Source organism: Geomonas terrae, from assembly GCF_004791675.1.
GTDB lineage: Bacteria > Desulfobacterota > Desulfuromonadia > Geobacterales > Geobacteraceae > Geomonas > Geomonas edaphica.
The window spans coordinates 167,893-186,027 of record NZ_SRSC01000004.1 but is presented as its reverse complement, the minus strand read 5'-3'; the positions used below and the strand labels follow the sequence as shown (position 1 = coordinate 186,027).

General features: G+C 56.8%; 14 protein-coding genes. 13 read left to right on the top strand and 1 reads right to left on the bottom strand.

Going from position 1 to position 18,135, the window contains the following annotated elements:
• Positions 1-41: 41 nt before the first annotated feature.
• From E4633_RS16425 to E4633_RS16390, 8 genes are all read left to right on the top strand, one after another.
• Positions 42-1,922 carry a hypothetical protein gene (locus E4633_RS16425; RefSeq protein ID WP_135871758.1) on the top strand — a complete coding sequence of 627 codons (1,881 nt, stop codon included), beginning with the start codon at positions 42-44 and terminating at the stop codon, positions 1,920-1,922.
• Positions 1,923-3,809 carry an asparagine synthase (glutamine-hydrolyzing) gene (gene asnB / locus E4633_RS16420; protein WP_135871756.1) on the top strand — a complete coding sequence of 629 codons (1,887 nt, stop codon included), beginning with the start codon at positions 1,923-1,925 and terminating at the stop codon, positions 3,807-3,809. It abuts the gene before it with no gap.
• Positions 3,810-4,264: 455 nt separating this feature from the next.
• Positions 4,265-5,365, top strand: coding sequence for a non-hydrolyzing UDP-N-acetylglucosamine 2-epimerase (gene wecB / locus E4633_RS16415; protein WP_135871754.1), 1,101 nt, complete (start codon positions 4,265-4,267; stop codon positions 5,363-5,365).
• Positions 5,366-5,535: 170 nt separating this feature from the next.
• On the top strand, positions 5,536-7,026 hold the full coding sequence (locus tag E4633_RS16410) for a heparinase II/III family protein (protein WP_198419463.1): 1,491 nt from the start codon (positions 5,536-5,538) through the stop codon (positions 7,024-7,026).
• Positions 7,023-8,198 (top strand): glycosyltransferase family 4 protein, encoded by a 1,176-nt coding sequence (locus E4633_RS16405; RefSeq protein ID WP_135871750.1) that lies wholly within the window; start codon positions 7,023-7,025, stop codon positions 8,196-8,198. The genes E4633_RS16410 and E4633_RS16405 overlap by 4 nt, the downstream gene beginning before the upstream one ends.
• A 177-nt stretch (positions 8,199-8,375) precedes the next feature.
• Positions 8,376-9,338, top strand: coding sequence for a UDP-glucose 4-epimerase family protein (locus E4633_RS16400; RefSeq protein WP_135871748.1), 963 nt, complete (start codon positions 8,376-8,378; stop codon positions 9,336-9,338).
• Between the two features lie 54 nt (positions 9,339-9,392).
• Complete coding sequence (locus tag E4633_RS16395; protein WP_135871746.1) at positions 9,393-9,959, top strand: sugar transferase; 567 nt, start codon at positions 9,393-9,395, stop codon at positions 9,957-9,959.
• Positions 9,960-9,995: 36 nt separating this feature from the next.
• Positions 9,996-10,703, top strand: a complete 708-nt coding sequence (locus tag E4633_RS16390) for an acylneuraminate cytidylyltransferase family protein (RefSeq protein WP_135871744.1) — start codon at positions 9,996-9,998, stop codon at positions 10,701-10,703.
• A 397-nt stretch (positions 10,704-11,100) separates the two neighbouring features.
• On the opposite strand, the gene E4633_RS16385 is transcribed toward E4633_RS16390, so the two are convergent.
• Positions 11,101-11,724 carry a fibronectin type III domain-containing protein gene (locus E4633_RS16385; protein WP_135871742.1) on the bottom strand — a complete coding sequence of 208 codons (624 nt, stop codon included), beginning with the start codon at positions 11,722-11,724 and terminating at the stop codon, positions 11,101-11,103.
• 285 nt (positions 11,725-12,009) lie between these two features.
• Here E4633_RS16385 and E4633_RS16380 point away from each other — a divergent pair, with 285 nt between their 5' ends.
• The 5 genes from E4633_RS16380 (at position 12,010) to E4633_RS16360 (ending at position 18,072) form a co-directional block, all read left to right on the top strand.
• Entirely contained in the window at positions 12,010-13,941 is a 1,932-nt protein-coding gene (locus E4633_RS16380) for a polysaccharide biosynthesis protein (RefSeq protein ID WP_135871740.1), read from the top strand.
• A gap of 206 nt (positions 13,942-14,147) precedes the next feature.
• Positions 14,148-15,782, top strand: a complete 1,635-nt coding sequence (locus tag E4633_RS16375; RefSeq protein WP_135871738.1) for a capsule assembly Wzi family protein — start codon at positions 14,148-14,150, stop codon at positions 15,780-15,782.
• 156 nt (positions 15,783-15,938) lie between these two features.
• Positions 15,939-16,193 carry a hypothetical protein gene (locus E4633_RS16370; protein ID WP_135871736.1) on the top strand — a complete coding sequence of 85 codons (255 nt, stop codon included), beginning with the start codon at positions 15,939-15,941 and terminating at the stop codon, positions 16,191-16,193.
• Between the two features lie 16 nt (positions 16,194-16,209).
• Entirely contained in the window at positions 16,210-17,085 is an 876-nt protein-coding gene (locus tag E4633_RS16365; protein WP_135871734.1) for an ExeA family protein, read from the top strand.
• A gap of 192 nt (positions 17,086-17,277) precedes the next feature.
• Positions 17,278-18,072 carry a hypothetical protein gene (locus tag E4633_RS16360; RefSeq protein ID WP_135871733.1) on the top strand — a complete coding sequence of 265 codons (795 nt, stop codon included), beginning with the start codon at positions 17,278-17,280 and terminating at the stop codon, positions 18,070-18,072.
• The last annotated feature ends 63 nt before the right edge of the window (positions 18,073-18,135 follow it).

Here is an 18,135-nt window from a genome sequence, read left to right as displayed (position 1 = left end):
GTGAGGGCAGGTGCGTGTAGGTTGATTTTAGGATGTCTTCAATGATGGGGAATCTCTTTTCCTTGACCAATAACAACGCCTCTTTCGCAGACGTGCGTCGAATCTTCGTCTCTTTTCGCGACGAACACGGTGCCCTTTTTCTACCCTTGCTTCAGGCGGGCGACACCGTTTTCGGGGAGGTCTGCGGCTCGGTGCCGGAAGGGGTGCAACATGTCACCGCTCACTGCTCAGGCTTTGATGGTGGTGAGGTGCTCGAGGAGGTGCGTGCCTTTTTTGGCCGGCTCGAGACCGAGTTCGGTATTTTGTTCAGGGGCTTTGCCAACAATTTCACCGAGTGCTCTGTGGTGCCGGTGGGCAGGTTCATCGTCGGGCTCTCAGCTGCCATCGATGATCTGCAGCGCTGCGGTGCCACTGTGGAGGTTTTCTTCCCGGAAAGGTATCGTTTGGCCAAACGAACCTCCTCCTACTATCTGGCGGAGCATGAGTCGCAAGGGGTCTTGTTCTACCGCAGAGAGGCATATTTTTCCCCCTATTTACAGGAGGTTTGCCGAAGGCGTGGCGTCACCGTTCGATTTCTCAGAAATGACCGCCTGTCCGTACTTTGGCTGACCGATCTGGCGCGAACCTGGTTTGTCCTTGCTGCTCGTATCGCTGCGGCCCTAACCATGTCCATGCGGCCTGAAAAGCCGGGGCTTGCTGAAGCCGACCGGGCTGGGGCGGGATTTGACCTCCTTGCCCTGACTAGAACTCCTTCTCAGACTGAAACAATCACCCCTTTTCTTAAAAACAGCGGGTTTTCGGTCGCTGTAGGTCTCGGTGAGAGCTTCCTCGCCCGCGGGAAAAACTGGTCGATGGCCCAACGACTGAACGACGACAAGTTCAGGGTTTATCCTCTTGCCTCGACTGGGCGGCGCAGCATGGCATGGCGCTACCTCAGGCGTGGTTTGCAGCTTTTGCGGAAGCGCTCCCTTCCTCGCCTTGAAGTGGCAGGCATAGCGCTTAACATGAATCAGGCCGTGAGGGAGATGTTGGTGATGCTGCCAGATCTGGAGATCTACCAGCAGAACGTGGAAAGTTGGCTAAGGAGTATGGGGCGCCCGGAGTTGCCGCTGCTTCTGAGCCTTGAACAAAAATCGCCTCACGCCTTTGCCGATGCTCATACGGCTCAAAAACTCGGATTGCATTGTTTTCACATCATGCAGTGCGACCAACACGCCGTCCCTTTGCCCTACCCGGTATTTGGGGACTTTTTCCTGGTGGACAGCAGAAGCAATCTGGACCGCTTTCGGAAGGTGTGGCCGGAATGCTCGGATCAAGTGCGGTATGTGGGTACCTTCAAGGCCGTAGTGCCGAAACCCGATCCGGCCCTGCTAGCTGCTGCAGGTGAGGAGCCGGTCTGGTGTTTTTTCACTAGCGATGTAGAGGTGGAGGAAAATCTCCAGATCATCAGGATCCTGAGTCATCTGCGCGAAAGCCGTCAGTTGAGATTCGTGGTTAAGCTGCATCCGAGAGACAATCTTTATCGATACCGGTTGTTTCCGGACTTGACCTTCATATCCGATGGCGAACTGGCTAGGGACGCTCTTTTTTCCAGATTCAGCCACGCCATTACTTTCCCCTCGGGTGTCGTGTTGGACCTGATTTTCCGCGAAAAGCCGTTTCTGCTAATCGACGTCGGTAAGTTCAGTGCTAAACGCGACGACGTGTATATGGACAGACGCTATCGCGGTGTCATCAGCGACTTGAATGATATGGTGCCCCTGCTGAACGATTCTGAGCTGCTACAGGCCGATTTTGTCATTTACAGGGACAGGTTTCTTGAAGCTAACCGGATCGTGACGGGGGGGGCGACCTTGCGGCAGGCTTTGATTTCTTTGTTAGCTGAATGCGGTTTGCCAATAACAGTGCGAGGTGATGCCTGAATGTGCGGGATCATGGGAGTAATCGGTGCACGTCCGCAAAAGGATTGGGAAAGCTGGGGGATGCTGACTGCGCATCGCGGGCCTGATGCTTTCGGGCTGTGGCACGACGAGCACGCGTTGTTGGGGCATAACCGCCTCTCGATAATAGATCTTTCAACGGCTGCGAACCAGCCGATGGTTCTTGAGGATGGCCGCTATGTGATCGTTTTCAACGGGGAGATCTTCAACTTCCTTTCTTTGAGAAGCGAACTCGTTGCAGCAGGTGTACGGTTCCGTACCCGCTCCGATACTGAGGTCCTGCTGCAGGGATACCGAAAGTGGGGGCGCAACCTGCTGGATCGCCTGGACGGTATGTTCGCATTCGCGATCTGGGATGTCGAGTCCCGTACCCTCTTCGTGGCCCGTGACCACATAGGCATAAAGCCTGTATATTACCGTCACGAGCTCTCACGGTTCGTTTTCGGCTCCGAACTGAAGCTTCTGACATCCCTGGATGGCAGCCAACTTCGGCTGCGTCACGCCTCGCTGCTTGAGTACCTGGTGTATGGGTACATACCGGCGCCGTACACCCCTTTCATGGAATGTCACAAGCTGTTGCCAGGGCACTGTTTGGAATACAAGCAGCGCACCGGCGAACTGGTCCTCTCAAGATGGTGGCACGTGCCGGCGCCGGCGTCGGGCCCGCATCTTGATTACGAAGAAGCTTGCACGACCCTGCGTGAGCTGTTTCATCAATCCGTCAAGGAGAGGATGATCTCGGACGTGCCCCTGGGGGCGTTTTTGAGCGGCGGCATAGATTCCAGCGCCATTGTTTCGGAAATGGCCTCAGTCTCTGCTGTGAAAACCTTTTCCATTGGCTACCGCGATAATTCTGAATACGATGAAACCTATTACGCCAAAAAGGTGGCGGACCACCTGAAGGTTGAGCATACTGTTCTTTATCCCGAGTTTGCCGCTGTAGATATGCAGCAGTTTCTGGAGACCATGGTTCAGCACTTCGATGAGCCGTACGGCAATGCGACCTGCGCGCTGACCTATCTCCTGACGAAGGCGGCGAGGGAGCATGTTACCGTTGCCCTGTGCGGTGACGGCGGCGACGAGCTGTTTGGAGGCTACCCGCGGTACCGGGCGCTGTTGTTGGCAAACAAAGCCAGAGCCTTGCTGCGCCCGGTCATTCCGATGACACTGTCATTTCTGACCAGGTTGCCGGAGACCCCGAAGGCCAATCATCTGGTGCGACGCTCGAGAAGGTTTTTCTCTTCCCTGGCGAAACCCTCCGGTCAAGCCTTCCAGGACTGGACCTCCTACTTTCGTGCCGACGAAGTTGCATCTTTGATGCTTGCCGCAGGCATTAGCGTCCCCCCCGGCACGAGGCTGGCGTTCATCCGCAACCTTTTTGACGAGGCAGGAGAGGACATCGTTGGCTCGGCATGTTACGCAGACCAGAACAGTTTCCTGCCGTACAACCTGCTTGAAGGTGCCGACCGCATGAGCATGGCCAACGGTTTTGAATTGCGGCTCCCCTTCGTTTCAAGGAGCATGCTTGAGTTCGCCGCTGCCTTGCCCACTTCTTGGAAGATCCAGGGGGGGAACCAGAAGCGCTTGCTAAAGGATGTCTACCGCAGCGCCTTGCCCGAAGAGGTGGTACGCCGCAAAAAGAGGGGGTTCAATCCCCCTGTATGGCACTGGCTGCAGGCTGGCAAGCCTTTTGTGGACTCGGTGTTGAAAGGGGAGGCAAGGATCTACCAGATCCTGGACCGGACCTTCGTCATGAGACAGGTTGATGCCTTCTACTCGCAGCGGCTCGACAATTCCATGCAGCTTTGGTCACTGATCGTGCTGGAATACTGGCTGCAGTCCTTACCACTGTCGTGCCAATTTCTTTAATGCAGCAGCTTTCCCGCGGTTTGCCGACCCGGCAATCGCATCTCAGATAGCGGGAAAGTGGCGCCAGGAACGCTAGATACACAAATAATGCTGCCAGTCTGGCTGCGTTGCTTGATCGACTGGAATCAATACTCACCGGGTCGTTGCGTGGCATGATGTCTCACGACGGCGTCTCGTTCTTCGTGGTACTCAACCATGCAAGGTTGATGCGGCGCGTCGGTTTTTTACCGTGGCATGTCGGTGCAGCCTGAGTTCGAGGATTACTTCAATGAGGCACACCTCTTCTCCGGTCACACCCGGGAATACACCCGGTCCGAGATGCTTATGCCTTGATACGATCGGGATTTGAAGTCGGCAATCTTATCCCGGGCACTTTCACCAGTTGATTTATGCAACCGCCAAACTGCCACTATACCGGATGGTGCTTGGCATGGTCGCGGAACAGGAGCTAAAGGATGAACGAAAAAATCGTCGACATCATCGCTGGGGCACGACCTAATTTCATGAAGATCGCGCCCGTCATCCGAGCCATTCATGCACGACAGCAGCAAGGAAGCATTCTCAAGTACCGCCTGGTGCACACGGGGCAGCACTACGACACCCGGATGTCGGGAGATTTCTTCGCGCAACTGGGGATCCCTCAGCCACACGTCAATTTCGGGGTGGGGTCCGGTACCCAAGCCCAGCAGACATCTGCCATCATGGTCAGCTACGAGACGCTGCTCTTGAAGAGCCGAAGCAAATTGTGCCTGGTTGTTGGCGATGTTACCTCTACCATGGCGTGCTCCATCGCAGCACAGAAGCTGGGCGTGAAGGTTGCTCACGTAGAGGGAGGGATCCGGTCGGGCGACTGGAGCATGCCTGAGGAAATAAACCGCAGGGTAACCGATGCAATAACGGATTATTTCTTCACCACCAGCGAAGCGGCAAACCACAACCTTAAGACGGAAGGCGTCGGCGACGATAGGATTTTCTTCGTAGGTAACACCATGATCGATTCCCTGTTGGCCAATATGAACCGTCTCCGCAAGCCGCCTTTTTGGGAGGAATTGCAACTCCAGCCGGGCCAATATTTAGTCTGTACCTTGCATCGGCCGGCCAATGTCGACGCTGCTGGGCAACTGCTGGCCATGGTGCAGGCTATCGGCTGCGGTTGCCGCAACCGACCCGTTGTCTTCCCGGTGCATCCTCGTACTGCAAAAACGCTCAGGGAATTGTCAGGGGTGCCGGAAAACATAAAACTGGTTGAACCCCAGCCTTATTTGGAATTCAACTACCTGGTGAAAAACGCCATGGGAGTTATCACTGATTCGGGTGGGATTACTGAAGAGACGACGGTCATGGGGGTTCCCTGCATGACCATGAGGGACAATACGGAGCGGCCGGAGACTGTCACAATTGGCACCAACGAATTGATCGGCACCGATCCCGCCCGGTTGCAGCCTGCTCTGGACGTCCTCTTCGCCGGAAATTGGAAAAAAGGAACCATTCCCCCAAGGTGGGACGGTAAAACTGGAGAACGTATTGTAAAGATTCTGGAAAGTCTGCTGGCTTAACCATGACCACTCTTGCAACTTACTGGCATACCCTGAGGTATCTGAAGCCTGTACAATTTTACGGAAGGCTGTCGATGCGTTTGGTCCAGCCCAAAGCAGATCTCAGACCTGCTCCACCGTTGCGCGACAAGACGGGGGTATGGGAGCTTCCTGCGCTCCGGGAGCCCTGCATGACGGGACCGACTACGTTTCACTTCCTTGGAGCGACAGCGTCCCTGGATGACATCGGCTGGGACGAGCAGCGGGTTGACAAGCTTTGGCGTTACAATCTGCACTACTTTGATGACCTGAATGCCGCAGGAGCTGACCGGCGTGTGAAATGGCATCATGATCTCCTGCAGCGATGGGTATTGGAAAACCCTGCGGGTATAGGGACGGGGTGGGAGCCGTACCCAGTCTCCTTGAGGCTCGTGAACTGGGTCAAGTGGGGACTTGCGGGAAATCTTCTGGCACCGGAGGTCCTTATTGTCCTGGCGGCTCAGGCAAGATGGCTGACCAAACGCCTGGAGGTCCACCTGCTTGGCAACCACCTCTTTGCCAACGCCAAGGCGCTGGTGTTTGCAGGATTGTTTTTCCGGGGGGGGGAAGCGGAAAGTTGGCTACAGACCGGGTTGCGGCTGCTGGAGCGGGAAACGTCAGAACAGATCCTATCCGATGGCGGGCACTTCGAGCGTACACCGATGTACCACTCTCTAGCCTTGGAGGACCTGCTTGACATCTATAATGTCACCAGTACGTACCGTAGCTGTGTCCCTGAGCGCTGGGAAGGGTGGCTAGCACAATTGCCTGACGTGATCGGGCGGATGCGCGCCTGGCTGGCTGCCATGTGTCATCCTGACCGGCAGATCTCATTTTTCAACGATGCGGCCATGGGGATAGCTCCTACACCAACCGAACTTGAACGCTACGCGGTGAGACTTCGTTTCGCTCCCCGCTCTCCTGGGTCCGACGGTGTGACGCATTTAATCTCAAGCGGGTACGTCCGGGTTCAGTCAGGTCCCGCGACTGCAATCCTTGATGTTGCTCCTATCGGTCCGGATTACCTGCCAGGACACGCACACGCCGACACGCTCTCCTTCGAGCTTTCGTTGTTCGGACGTCGATTGCTGGTGAATTCTGGCACCTCATGCTACGGGGCTGGTGGCGAACGGCAACGGCAGCGTGGGACGGCTGCACACAATACCGTGGTTGTGGATGGCAGGGACTCTACCGAGGTCTGGAGCGGTTTTCGCGCCGCACGAAGGGCCCGCCCATTTGATTTGCAGATATCGCCGTACCACGCCACATGCACCACTATCTCATGTGCGCACGACGGATATCGGTGGCTCAAGGGGAGGCCTAGGCACACCAGGAAGTGGAGCTTCCTCGGCAACGAATTGCTCATTGAGGACCGCGTCGACGGCCGCTTCAACCTGGCCGTTGCGCGCTTCCATCTGCACCCCTCCGTAACTGTAAGACGATTAGATCCATCAGGTTCCTCGCTGGAACTATCGCTACCTGGTGAGCAATGCGTCGTATTGTCGTGTGAGGGCGGCAAACTCGCCACCGAGGAGGCTTGGTGGCACCCTCAATTCGGTCGCAGTGAGGTCTCCACCTGCGTTTGCGCGAGGTTTGAGGGGCATTCGCTGCAGACGCGCATCAAGTGGGGGCAGTCGTCTTGAAAATTCTCTTTCTTACTTTTTATTACAAGCCCGATCTCTGTGCCGGTTCCTTCAGAAGCACGCCGCTGGTTGAAGAACTCTACAGGGTGATGCCGGAAGGATCGTCCATAGACGTGGTAACTACTCTTCCTAATAGATACAGTTCCTTTATCCAGGATGCAGTCGAGAGGGAATGTCGTGCAGCTCTGACCGTTCACCGCATAGCGGTCCCGGGTCACCAAAGCGGCATGGTGGACCAATCCAGGACTTTTCTCTTTTTTTGCCGGGAAGTTTTCAAGCTTGTCCGGGAAAGGGAGTACGACCTGGTTTTTGCTACCTCAAGCCGTCTGATGACCGCCGTGCTTGGGGCGCTGATTGCGCGAAAGAAAAAAGCTCGGCTTTACCTTGATATCAGGGACATCTTCGTTGACACCATCGGGGACGTCTTGCCTCGCAGCATGTCGCTTCTTTTGAAGCCTCTGTTCTCCATTATCGAAAAGCTGACCATAAACAGTGCGGACAAGGTCAACCTCGTTTCGAGAGGTTTTTACAGCTATTTCATGCCGCGTTACCCGCGGCAGAGCTTCTCCTACTTCACCAACGGAATCGATGACGAATTCCTGGCACCGGTCGAGCCTTCGCCGCCAAGATCGGTCGCTGAGCCTCTTTCGGTGTTGTACGCTGGCAATCTCGGAGAAGGGCAGGGGCTGCATGCTATAGTTCCGGAGCTGGCAAGCCGGATGGAAGGTCGTGTCAATTTCACCATTATTGGCGACGGAGGGCGCAAACGGGAACTCGAGTCTATGCTTGCGAAAAACAAGGTTCAAAACGTGGCGCTGCTGCCTCCGGTGAACCGCGAACAACTGCTGCGTGCCTATCGTGACGCTGACGTGCTGTTTTTGCATCTGAACGATTATGACGCCTTCAAGAAGGTGTTGCCCTCCAAGGTTTTCGAATATGCTGCGCTAGGCAAACCCCTTTGGGCTGGCGTGTCCGGCTACGCTGCTGAATTCATAGCGTCGGAGGTGCCAAACGCCGCGGTCTTCCACCCCTGTGACGTCGCAGGTGCAGTCGAATCATTTGCAACTTTGTCGATCCGGGACTTGGCCCGGGAAGAGTTTGTGGCAAAATACGCCAGGACCAGCATATCCAGATACCTGGCAGAAGACATACTGGCCACGGGGAAACGCTAAGATGCGACGCAGAGCAAAACACCGACAAAGGGTGCTGAGAAGGAACATCCTGGTGTGTCGGCACATAAAATCCGGAGACAAGAGGACCGGACCAACTGAGGCTCAAAGAGCGCTTGATTTCGTCGCCCTGATAGAAAAAGCAGAGCCGGCAGCAGTTCAAGCCGGTGAGGAAACCAGATGACCGGAAGAATTCTCGTTACCGGCGCGACCGGGTTCATTGGCAGCTTCCTGTGCAGACGCCTCGTAGCGGACGGAATCAAGGTGCGCGCAACCATACTTTCCGCTGAGAGACCGTCTGCTATCACAAACCTGGTGGCTGAACCTGTCTTCGTCGAGCCTTTGGGGGCAGGGACCAAGTGGGAGCATGCTCTGGCGGGTGTGGAGACGGTGATCCATCTAGCCGCGCGGGTACACGTCATGGATGATCAGACGGCCGACCCTTTGACCGAGTTCCGTACAGTCAACGTGGCGGGCACCGCCCAACTGGCGCGTGAGGCCGCCCGGGCGGGGGTGAGGCGGCTGGTCTTCGCCAGCTCCATCAAGGTGAATGGAGAGGAGAGCGCGATCACGTACCGTCCCGAATCTCCCCCGAACCCCTCCGATCCCTACGGCATCAGCAAATGGGAGGCCGAACTGGAGCTGCGCAAGGTTGAGGCCGAGACGGGTATGGAAGTGGTCGTGGTGAGGCCGACCTTGGTCTACGGGCCGGGGGTGAAGGCAAACTTCCTCGAACTGATGAAGGTGGTCAGCCTCGGCATTCCGCTTCCGCTGGCAAATATCGCCAACAGGCGCAGCCTCATTTACGTCGGCAACCTCGTCGATATCCTCGCCGTCTGCGCTTCCCATCCCGCTGCGGCGGGACAGACGTATCTGGTGAGCGACGGCGAAGACGTCTCCACCCCTGACTTGATCCGCAGGGTCGCCGCTGCCCTTGGCGTAACGCCGCGGTTGCTCCCATTTCCAGTTGCCCTCTTTCGCGTCGCCGGGAAACTCTTCGGCAAAAGCAGCGCGGTGAGCCGCCTGACTGGCTCTCTTGCCGTCGACAGTGCCAAGCTGAGGGGGGAATTGGGGTGGCTTCCACCTTACAGCATGGCGCAGGGGCTGCGGGAGACCGCCGAGGATTTCAAGAGCAGAAACTGATGGGACTCGCCCCGCGGCGCGGAGGTGCTTGCCCTTGAAAACAGGAGGTGAAGTCTGACTGTTAAAAGAGTCGCCGATATAATTGTCTCAACGTTGCTGCTTTTTGCGCTCGCACTACCGATGCTGATCGTGGCGCTCATGGTCCGGCTCACTTCCAAGGGACCAGCGCTTTACTGGTCGGACCGGGTGGGGAAGGGAAACGTCATCTTCAAGATGCCCAAATTCCGCACCATGCGGACCGACACCCCCGTCGTGGCGACCCACCTGCTGGCCAACCCCGACGTCTTTTTGACTCCTATCGGTAAGTTGCTGCGCAAAACGAGCTTGGACGAACTTCCCCAGCTTTTTAGCATCCTTACCGGTGACATGAGCTTCGTGGGACCCCGCCCGGCGTTGTTCAATCAGGACGACCTGATCCGTTTGAGGACGGCCAAGGGAGTGCATCTCCTGACCCCTGGGCTCACCGGCTGGGCTCAAGTAAACGGAAGGGATGAACTGCCTATATCTGTTAAGGTGGAGTACGACGACTTTTATTTAAAGAACCGTTCGTTGGTCCTCGATCTTCATATCATAGTCCTCACCGTCATTAAGGTAGCTAAGCACGAAGGGGTGATTCACTAGTCTGTCCACCTATACTCAAAGTACGAGGTTTTATTTATGATTGCTGGAAAGAAGGTATTGGCCGTGATCCCGGCCCGCGGCGGCTCGAAAGAGGTGCCGCGCAAGAACATTCGCGATCTCGGCGGCAAACCGCTGCTTGCCTGGACTATCGAGGCCGCCCAAGGTGCCAAATATATCGACAGGTTGGTGCTGTCGTCGGAAGACCCAGAAATTATCGACGTGGCCCGAAAGTGGGGGTGTGAAGTCCCTTTTGTTCGGCCGGCTGTACTCTCGGGCGACGAAATCCATGCTGTTGATCCGGCCTTACATGCCGTCTCCACTCTTCCTGGCTATGACTATTTGGTGTTGTTGCAGCCGACATCACCATTGCGCAGGAGCGCTGACATTGACGGGTGCATTGAATTATGCCAGCAGCTAAATGCTAGGTCCTGCGTTACCGTCACTAAGCCAGATAAACACCCTTTTCTGATGTACACTCTGGACTCAGCGGGGGTAATGCATCCTTTGCTAAACCGCAATGTTACAGCGAGGAGGCAGGATCTGCCTGTGGTCTATGCCCTCAATGGCTCGATCTACGTCTGCGAAACTACACACCTAGTGGCAACAAGATCCTTCGTTGACGAACATTCTGTCGCGTACGTCATGGATAAGCAGTTCAGCGTCGATATCGACAGCGAGCTTGATTTTACCCTGGCCGACGCACTCATCCAGCAGCAGTTTTTTAGAGAGGCTACAGTGCCTTGATCGTTAAGCGAGAGAGAAGCCTCAGGGGTGCCTTGTCGGGTACCCTTCTTAGCTGCCAAGTTTTTGGAAAAGTCGACGGATCTTGCCTCTAATCTATCAAATTTTGGGAAAAGTCACAGATCTTGCCTCTAACCCATCAACTTTTGGATGAGTTAAAATGTCTCCCCGGAATCTCTCAGCTTTGGGTCGAACATTGGCCGGGGACATCCTCTGAAAGGACTGTGATGACACAAATGGCTGAGGCAGAAGCACGTGATCACAGCGATCGAAGGGGATGCTATTCTGCTATGTTCGTCGCGGTTTGGCGACTCTAGCACGTTTGGAGCGGTTTGTGGGAGGAGGGAATGCCCCCGGAGGCGCGTGGCCTGCGGGGGCATCTTTGTGAAGCGGGGAGGAATTAGACGCACATAAGCGAGACGAATTGGGACCAAGGTCCTTTGCCGTTGGTGCCTATCGCCCTTACCCGGAACCAGTAGACGGTCCCGGGGGTAAGTCCCTCCGCCACGAGATGCGACGCCCTCGTTCCTACGCCGCAATGCCTCCAGTTCGCCTCGATGGAAGGGTCGCCGATGCAGCATGAGATGTCGTAGCTCTTGGCCCCCTTCACCGGTTCTACTCTGAGCACGATCTCGCCCGCTACTTTACCATGAGCCACCCGCACGTTTCCCGGGCTCGTCAGGATCGGGGTGTTTGACCTTCTTACCTTCTCGGGAGGAACCCCGAAGGCCTCCAGAAGGTCGGGATGTTCCACTGCGGCGTGCCGCAGCATGGTGAAGAAGATGTTGAACTTGCGGTCCAGTTTCTGCCGTGCGGCTTTCAGCCTCTTGGCCATCTCCGGGGCCCCATCGGTCGCGGCGCTGAATGCCGCCTTGTGCTCCTCATCGGCTTCCTGGAGTTCCTGCATCCCCGGAAAGCACGACTTGATGAGGTCGTAAAGTTCCGGTTTCTTCGCAATGGCGACCAGGACGGCGGCCGTTTTGGGCATCGCTTCCGCACTGCTTGATACCGTGATGTTGTCCATAAGCAGCTCCATTGTAGTGAGGTTTGATTATAAAACGCTAAACTTCTGTCACCGGGACCGGTAGCCGTCAACGATTTCTCTTGGCTAAGTTTAATCTTTTTGCGTACACCTAAGGGGGCGCACTGCCGAAGAGACAAGATGAAAGCTGCATTGGGCAAGAGTAAGGATGATTGGCCAATCGCACTATCCGTATTATTAGCGTTTGTTTTCTTAGAGTTTTGTGATATTTTTAGCAGCTGTTGTTCGTTCTTATGTCGCGCGCTGACGCTGCTTGTAGGAGGGGTCATGATTCACGCCAGAAGGATCCTGGTGTTTTTCCTCGATGTGGTGCTTATTGCCGCCGCGTTTATCCTTTCGTTTCTCCTTCGCTTCGATTTTCAGATCAGGCCGAACCAGGTGGAAAACCTGAAAACCGGGCTCGTCGTCGCCATGGCGGTGAAGCCCGCCATGTTCGTTGCCTCAGGGGTCTACCGCAGCATCTGGCGCTACGCCTCGTTGCAGGATGCCTACGAGATCTTCAAAATTGTTTCTCTTTCTTCAGCCGTTTCAGCCCTCAGCCTCGTATATGTAAATGGTCCCTTCGGGATGCCGCGCTCCATATATGTCCTTGATTGGTTCCTGCTCTTTGCCCTGGTTGCCGCGAGCCGGCTCGTGTGGAGGATCTACCGCGAGACGAAGATCATCCCGGGGCTGTGCAAGGGGAAGAGGACGCTCATCATCGGGGCGGGGGAGGCGGGGAACCTTCTTCTCAAGGAGATCCGCAAGCAGCCTGAGGCCGCATACAACGTGCTGGGCTTCGTGGACGACGACCCTCAGAAGATGGGCATGCGGCTTTCCGGGGTCCGCGTTATTGGGGGGACGAGCAGGCTCAGCGGGCTGGTGCGTAAGCACAATGTCGAGGAGGTCATCTTCGCCATCCCCTCAGGCGACAAGGACCTCATGCGCCGCGTCATCGCGAACTGCGAGAAGACCAAGGCGCGCTTCAAGACGCTCCCGGGCATCACGGAGATGATCGACGGCGACGTATCCATGAGCCATATAAAAGACGTCGAGATCGAGGACCTCCTGGGGCGCGACCCCGTGGTGCTTGATCAGTCCGCCATCCGCAACTACCTGACCGACAAGCGGGTATTGGTGACCGGTGCGGCAGGGAGTATCGGAAGCGAGATCTGTCGCCAGGTGGCCAAGTTCAAACCAGCAAAACTGGTGCTTTTCGACCACGCCGAGACCCCGCTTTTCTACATCGAGAAAGAGCTCTCGGAAAGCTTCCCGGACCTGCGCATCATCCCGATGGTGGGGGACGTGAAGAACCAGGACCGCGTCGAGGCGGTGTTCGACGAGTTCGGGCCGGAGGTCGTCTTTCACGCAGCGGCGTACAAGCATGTCGCCATGATGGAATACAATCCGGCCGAGGCCGTGCTGAACAATGTCATGGGGTCGAGAATTGTCGCCGATGCGGCGCATAAGTTCAAGGTCCGCAATTTCGTGATGGTCTCTACCGACAAGGCGGTGAACCCGACCAACGTGATGGGGGCCACCAAGCGAAGCGCGGAGATCTACGTGCAGGCGCTGGCTGCGAAGAGTCAGACGAAATTCACGACGGTACGGTTCGGCAACGTGCTCGGGAGCAACGGCAGCGTGATCCCCCTTTTCAAGGAGCAGATCAGGAAAGGCGGGCCGGTCACGGTCACCGACAAGGACGTGGTGCGCTACTTCATGACCATACCAGAGGCGTCGCAGTTGGTGATGCAGGCAGGGTGCATCGGCCATGGCGGCGAGATCTTCGTGCTCGACATGGGAGAGCCGGTACGGATCCTTTCCCTTGCCGAGGAGCTTATCCGTCTTTCCGGTTTCAGCCCTTACAAGGAGATCGACATCCGGTTCACCGGCTTGAAGCCCGGCGAGAAGCTTTTCGAGGAACTGCTGATCGACGGGGAGGGAATCAAGCCGACCAGTCACAAGAAGATCCGGGTGATGGCGCCGGTGGAGACCGATCTTAAACAGGTGAGTGCAGATCTGGAGGAGCTCTTTGGGGTTGCAAGAAGTCATGAGCTCGATGCCGTTTTGCGTACGCTCAGGCGTGTCGTGCCCGAGTTCGTGCCGCGGTATCATTTCGAGGCCGCGCCCCCCTTTGCCTTCCAGCGGGTCAGGCCCGACCTGTTCCCGCCGCAAAAACTCGCCCTCGTCCGCAACCTGCGGGAGGAAACGGCAGCATAACAAAAACCTATTCAAACAGGGATGAAGGGGATACAGGGGATAAAACCTTTGAAAACGAACAGGCACGAGCTTTTGGTTTAAACCGGAAAGTCTTTTCGTTAGGAGCCTTTATCCCATTCATCCCTTTTTATCCCTGTTAGATAGTTTGTTCAGTTTTTATTCTTTAAGACTTTACCCCTTTTATCCCTGTTAAAAGAGATTTTTGAATGAGATTATCCAATATCGTTGTGGCCTTGTTCGTTGTTGTACTTTGTCCGGGGTTTGTTTTTGCGCTGTCGTCCCCGAATATTCCCTTGGACAGTCCCATATACACCTACCTTGAGAAACTCTCCGGCTTCGGCTTGGTCTCTTCTGACGTCAAGGGTATCCGCCCCTTCTCCCGGGCGGAAGCGGCACGTATGGTCCGGGAGGCTGAGGAGAAAACGGCACCCGACGCTACCTCGCCGCTCGCCACTGAACTGATCTCCCGCCTCAAGGAGCTCTTGCCCCGCGAACTGACTTACTACGATCGCGAGGAGTCGGCTCCTGCCTTCGACTATGACCCGCTCACAACGGCTCGACTGCGCTACGTCTACCTCGATGGCGCACCGAGAAGCTATTACCGCGCCGTGCATGACCCAGGCGACGACGGCGTCTTCGGCATCGGCGGCGGCCTGCGTCCCTCGAATCCTTATCCCTCGCTGGTACAGCAGCGGGGCAGCGAGGGGACGCCGCTTTTCGAAAACAACGACGGCGTGGTCTACAAAAGAGGGACCAACCTGGACTTAACGGGTAGCGGGGAGCTCTACTTCGGTGCCATGGGAAGCGCTCTCGTTGAGCCGCAGCTCCTTTGGTCGGAGGCGGACGACGAGGCGAGGGTGCGCCTGAACCGTGGCTACGTGAAAATCGGCGGTAAGGGGCTGGAACTGGAGGTGGGGCGCGACGAAAACTGGTTCGGTCCAGGCTACCGCGGTGCCATCACGCTTACCAATAACGCCAGAAACCTCGACCAGGTCAAGCTCTCCAGCCCGGAGTTGGTGAGGAGTAAATACCTCTGGGACCTTAAGTACTCTCTGGTCTTTTCCCGCCTTGAGAAAACGATCACCGATGGAAGGGAGCGCGAGCCGTACTTTTTTGCAGGGAAGCTCGCCATGAAACCGCTTGAAAACCTCGAGTTCGGGATAAACCTCGGACGGCAGGCGGGCGGCCCCGGTGTCAACAACGGCTTCGGGGACATCGTGCGTGGCCTTGTGGGGGGGACGAGCGAGGACAATTCCAACTCCATCGCAGGGTTCGATCTGCGGCTGAGACTCCCCTGGCTGCGCAACACCGAGTTGTACGGCGAGCTGTCCGGCGAAGACGCCGCGGCCTTCTGGCCCATCGTGGAGAGCTACGTCGCCGGCTTCTACATCCCGAGGCTCACCGACAGCGGCCGGGATGACCTGCGCTTCGAGTACTTTCGCGGCAACCGTATCCTTTACACCAACGGCACCTTTCCTGAAGGGTACCTCTACCACGGCCTGCCGCTTGGGCACTCGCAGGGTGGCGCCACCCAGGACTTCTTCCTGCGCTACAGCCACTGGTTCTCCGTACGAAACAACCTCGCGCTGGAGGCGTTCCATACCCGGCGCGGCGACTACGGCCGCGTCACCGTCGACGAGACGGAGAGGTATGATGCGGGCGGGGTGATGCAGGCGATCGAGCGCAAGAACGCCCTGCGTGCGTCTTGGACGTTCCCGGTTTTCAAGGAGTGGAGCGCTCTGCTTCTCTACGGTCAGGAATGGGTTCACAACTACGAACTGCGCGCCGGAGACACGCAGATGAACCAGCTTCTCCGTGCCGAACTCACCTACCGCTACTGATCCCACATCATACTGTCTGCTTTCACTTTCTCAGCCCCAGCTTCCCCTGGAGGGGAGGCTGGGGGGGGCGCTCTTCGCTTGTGTTGACGGCTGCGCTGTGGCATAGTCTCTCCTGTTGAATTTCCCGACATTTCTTCCGACTCACGCGAGGCCTCCATGAAAAAAGAAAACCTTGAGGTGTTGCTGGAAGACATCAACAGCAAGTTCCAATTTGTTGTCGAGAGCCATGAGGCTCTTTGCAGCGAGATCCATGAGCTGAGCCGTAGAACCGATGAACGCTTCGATTCGGTTGATTTCAAGTTCGATATCCTAAATAAAAAAATTGACGCGATCGCCGATGATCTTTCCGCCCACAGGGCCGATACCGAGGCGCACCACGGCACCTACCGTGTAATGGAGAGAGAGGGATAACCCCCGCATGCCTGCGATGTACTGCGAATTTTACGGCTTCAGGGAGAGCCCGTTCACCCTCACTCCCAACCCCCGCTTTCTCTTCATGAGTGAACAGCACCGGGAGGCGTACGCGCACCTGATCTACGCCGTCGACCACCGCGCGGGTTTCGTGGAGTTGACCGGCGAGGTCGGTACCGGCAAGACGACGCTTTTGCGCACCTTCTTGGGCAAACTCGACCAGGAAGGCCACCGCACCGCCCTCATCTTCAATCCCTGTCTTTCCGACCTCGAGCTTTTGAAGAGTGTGAACCGCGAGTTCGGGCTTTCCTGGGAGTCGGAGAGCCGGGTGGAACTGCTGCAGGTCCTGAACGCCTTCCTGCTCGAGCAGAAAGAGGCGGGGCGCAGGGTCGTGCTGGTGATGGACGAGGCGCAGAATCTGCCAGCCGAGGTGCTGGAGCAGATCCGCCTCATCTCGAACCTCGAGACAGAGACCGACAAGCTCATCCAGATTGTTCTTTCCGGCCAGCCGGAGCTTTTGTCCGTCCTCGCGAGGAAGGAGCTGCGCCAGTTGAACCAGCGCGTCACCGTGCGCTATCACCTGCTTCCCATGGACTTCGAGAGCACGCAGCACTACATCGACCACCGTATGGAGCTCGCCGGGTGCTACCGAGCCGCGGAGTTTTCCAAGGCTGCCATGAAACGGATCTACCGTTTCTCGGGGGGGGTGCCGAGGCTGGTGAATGTGGTTTGTGACCGCGCCCTGTTGATCGGCTTCACCGAGGAGGCGCGGACCATCACCGGCAAGATGGCGGCCCAGGCCGTTTCTGAGGTGGGTGGTTTCTCCCCTTACGGCTCGACATCAAACGTGTTGCGTCGCGTCTTCGGACGAAACATATTCAAACAGGGATGAAGGGGATAAAGGCTAAACCCATATCACGCAAAGACGCAAAGACGCAAAGCAAAGACAAGCTTTGGGTTTAAACCAAAATCTTGTTTTTCCGTTGCGATTTACTTTGCGACTTTGCGTGACAGTGAATTTGGGTCTTGGTTTTATCCCGTTCATCCCTGTTAAATAAGCTTTTGTTTTTGAACTGAGGAGTTTATGAGCTCTATTTTGAAGGCATTAGAGAAGGTCGATGAGTCGCAAAGGCCGAGACGTGCGGCTAGCGGCGGCATTGGCAGGGGACGGGAACGGCGTCCTGCCTGGCTTCTGCCGGCCTGGACGCTTGGCGGGGCCTCCATTGCCGCTATCGTTACCTACGCCTTGATGGGCGGCTTTACGCGTCCGACTACGATCGTGGAAAAACCAGCGCGTCCGGCTGTCGCAGAAGCTCCTGCCAAGGTCGTGCAACAGCCCGTAGCCGAAAAGCAGCAACCGGTGCAACAGCAAGCTGCGGCACCCTTAGTGCAACCGGTCGCCGCACCGGTCGCCAAGGTTGCCGCAAAACCTGTGCAGCCCGTCGTAAAAAAAACGCCCAAACAGGTAGTGCAGTCCACTGTCCCTGCCTTGGTCGCAAAGCCGGTCCGGAGCACCGCGAAAGTTGCGGTAAACCCGGCCGCAACGAAACAGCAAGCGGCGGTGAAGGGCACGCAGCCTGTGCAGAAAACTCGTCCGGTCTCGAATGCCGCTCTCCAGCCGGCGCCTATAGAAGCGGCGGCAGTCGCTGCCGTGGTGCCGGAGCCTGCCCCGCAGAAATCTCGTCCGGTGATCCGTGTTTCCGGGATCGCATGGCAAAATAGCAGCGAGGCGAGTTTCGCCATGGTGAACGGGCGTGCCCTGCGCCCGGGTGCCGTGGTGGAGGGGTACAAGGTCGAGCAGATCTACGAAGACAGTGTCCGTTTCTCCAGCAGCAAGGGTAATTCCCTCGTGGTCCCCCTCGGGTCGGGCGAGGAATAACCGCACAAGACCGATTCGAACAGGATGAAGGGGGTAAAGGTTTTATCCCGTTCATCCCCTTCA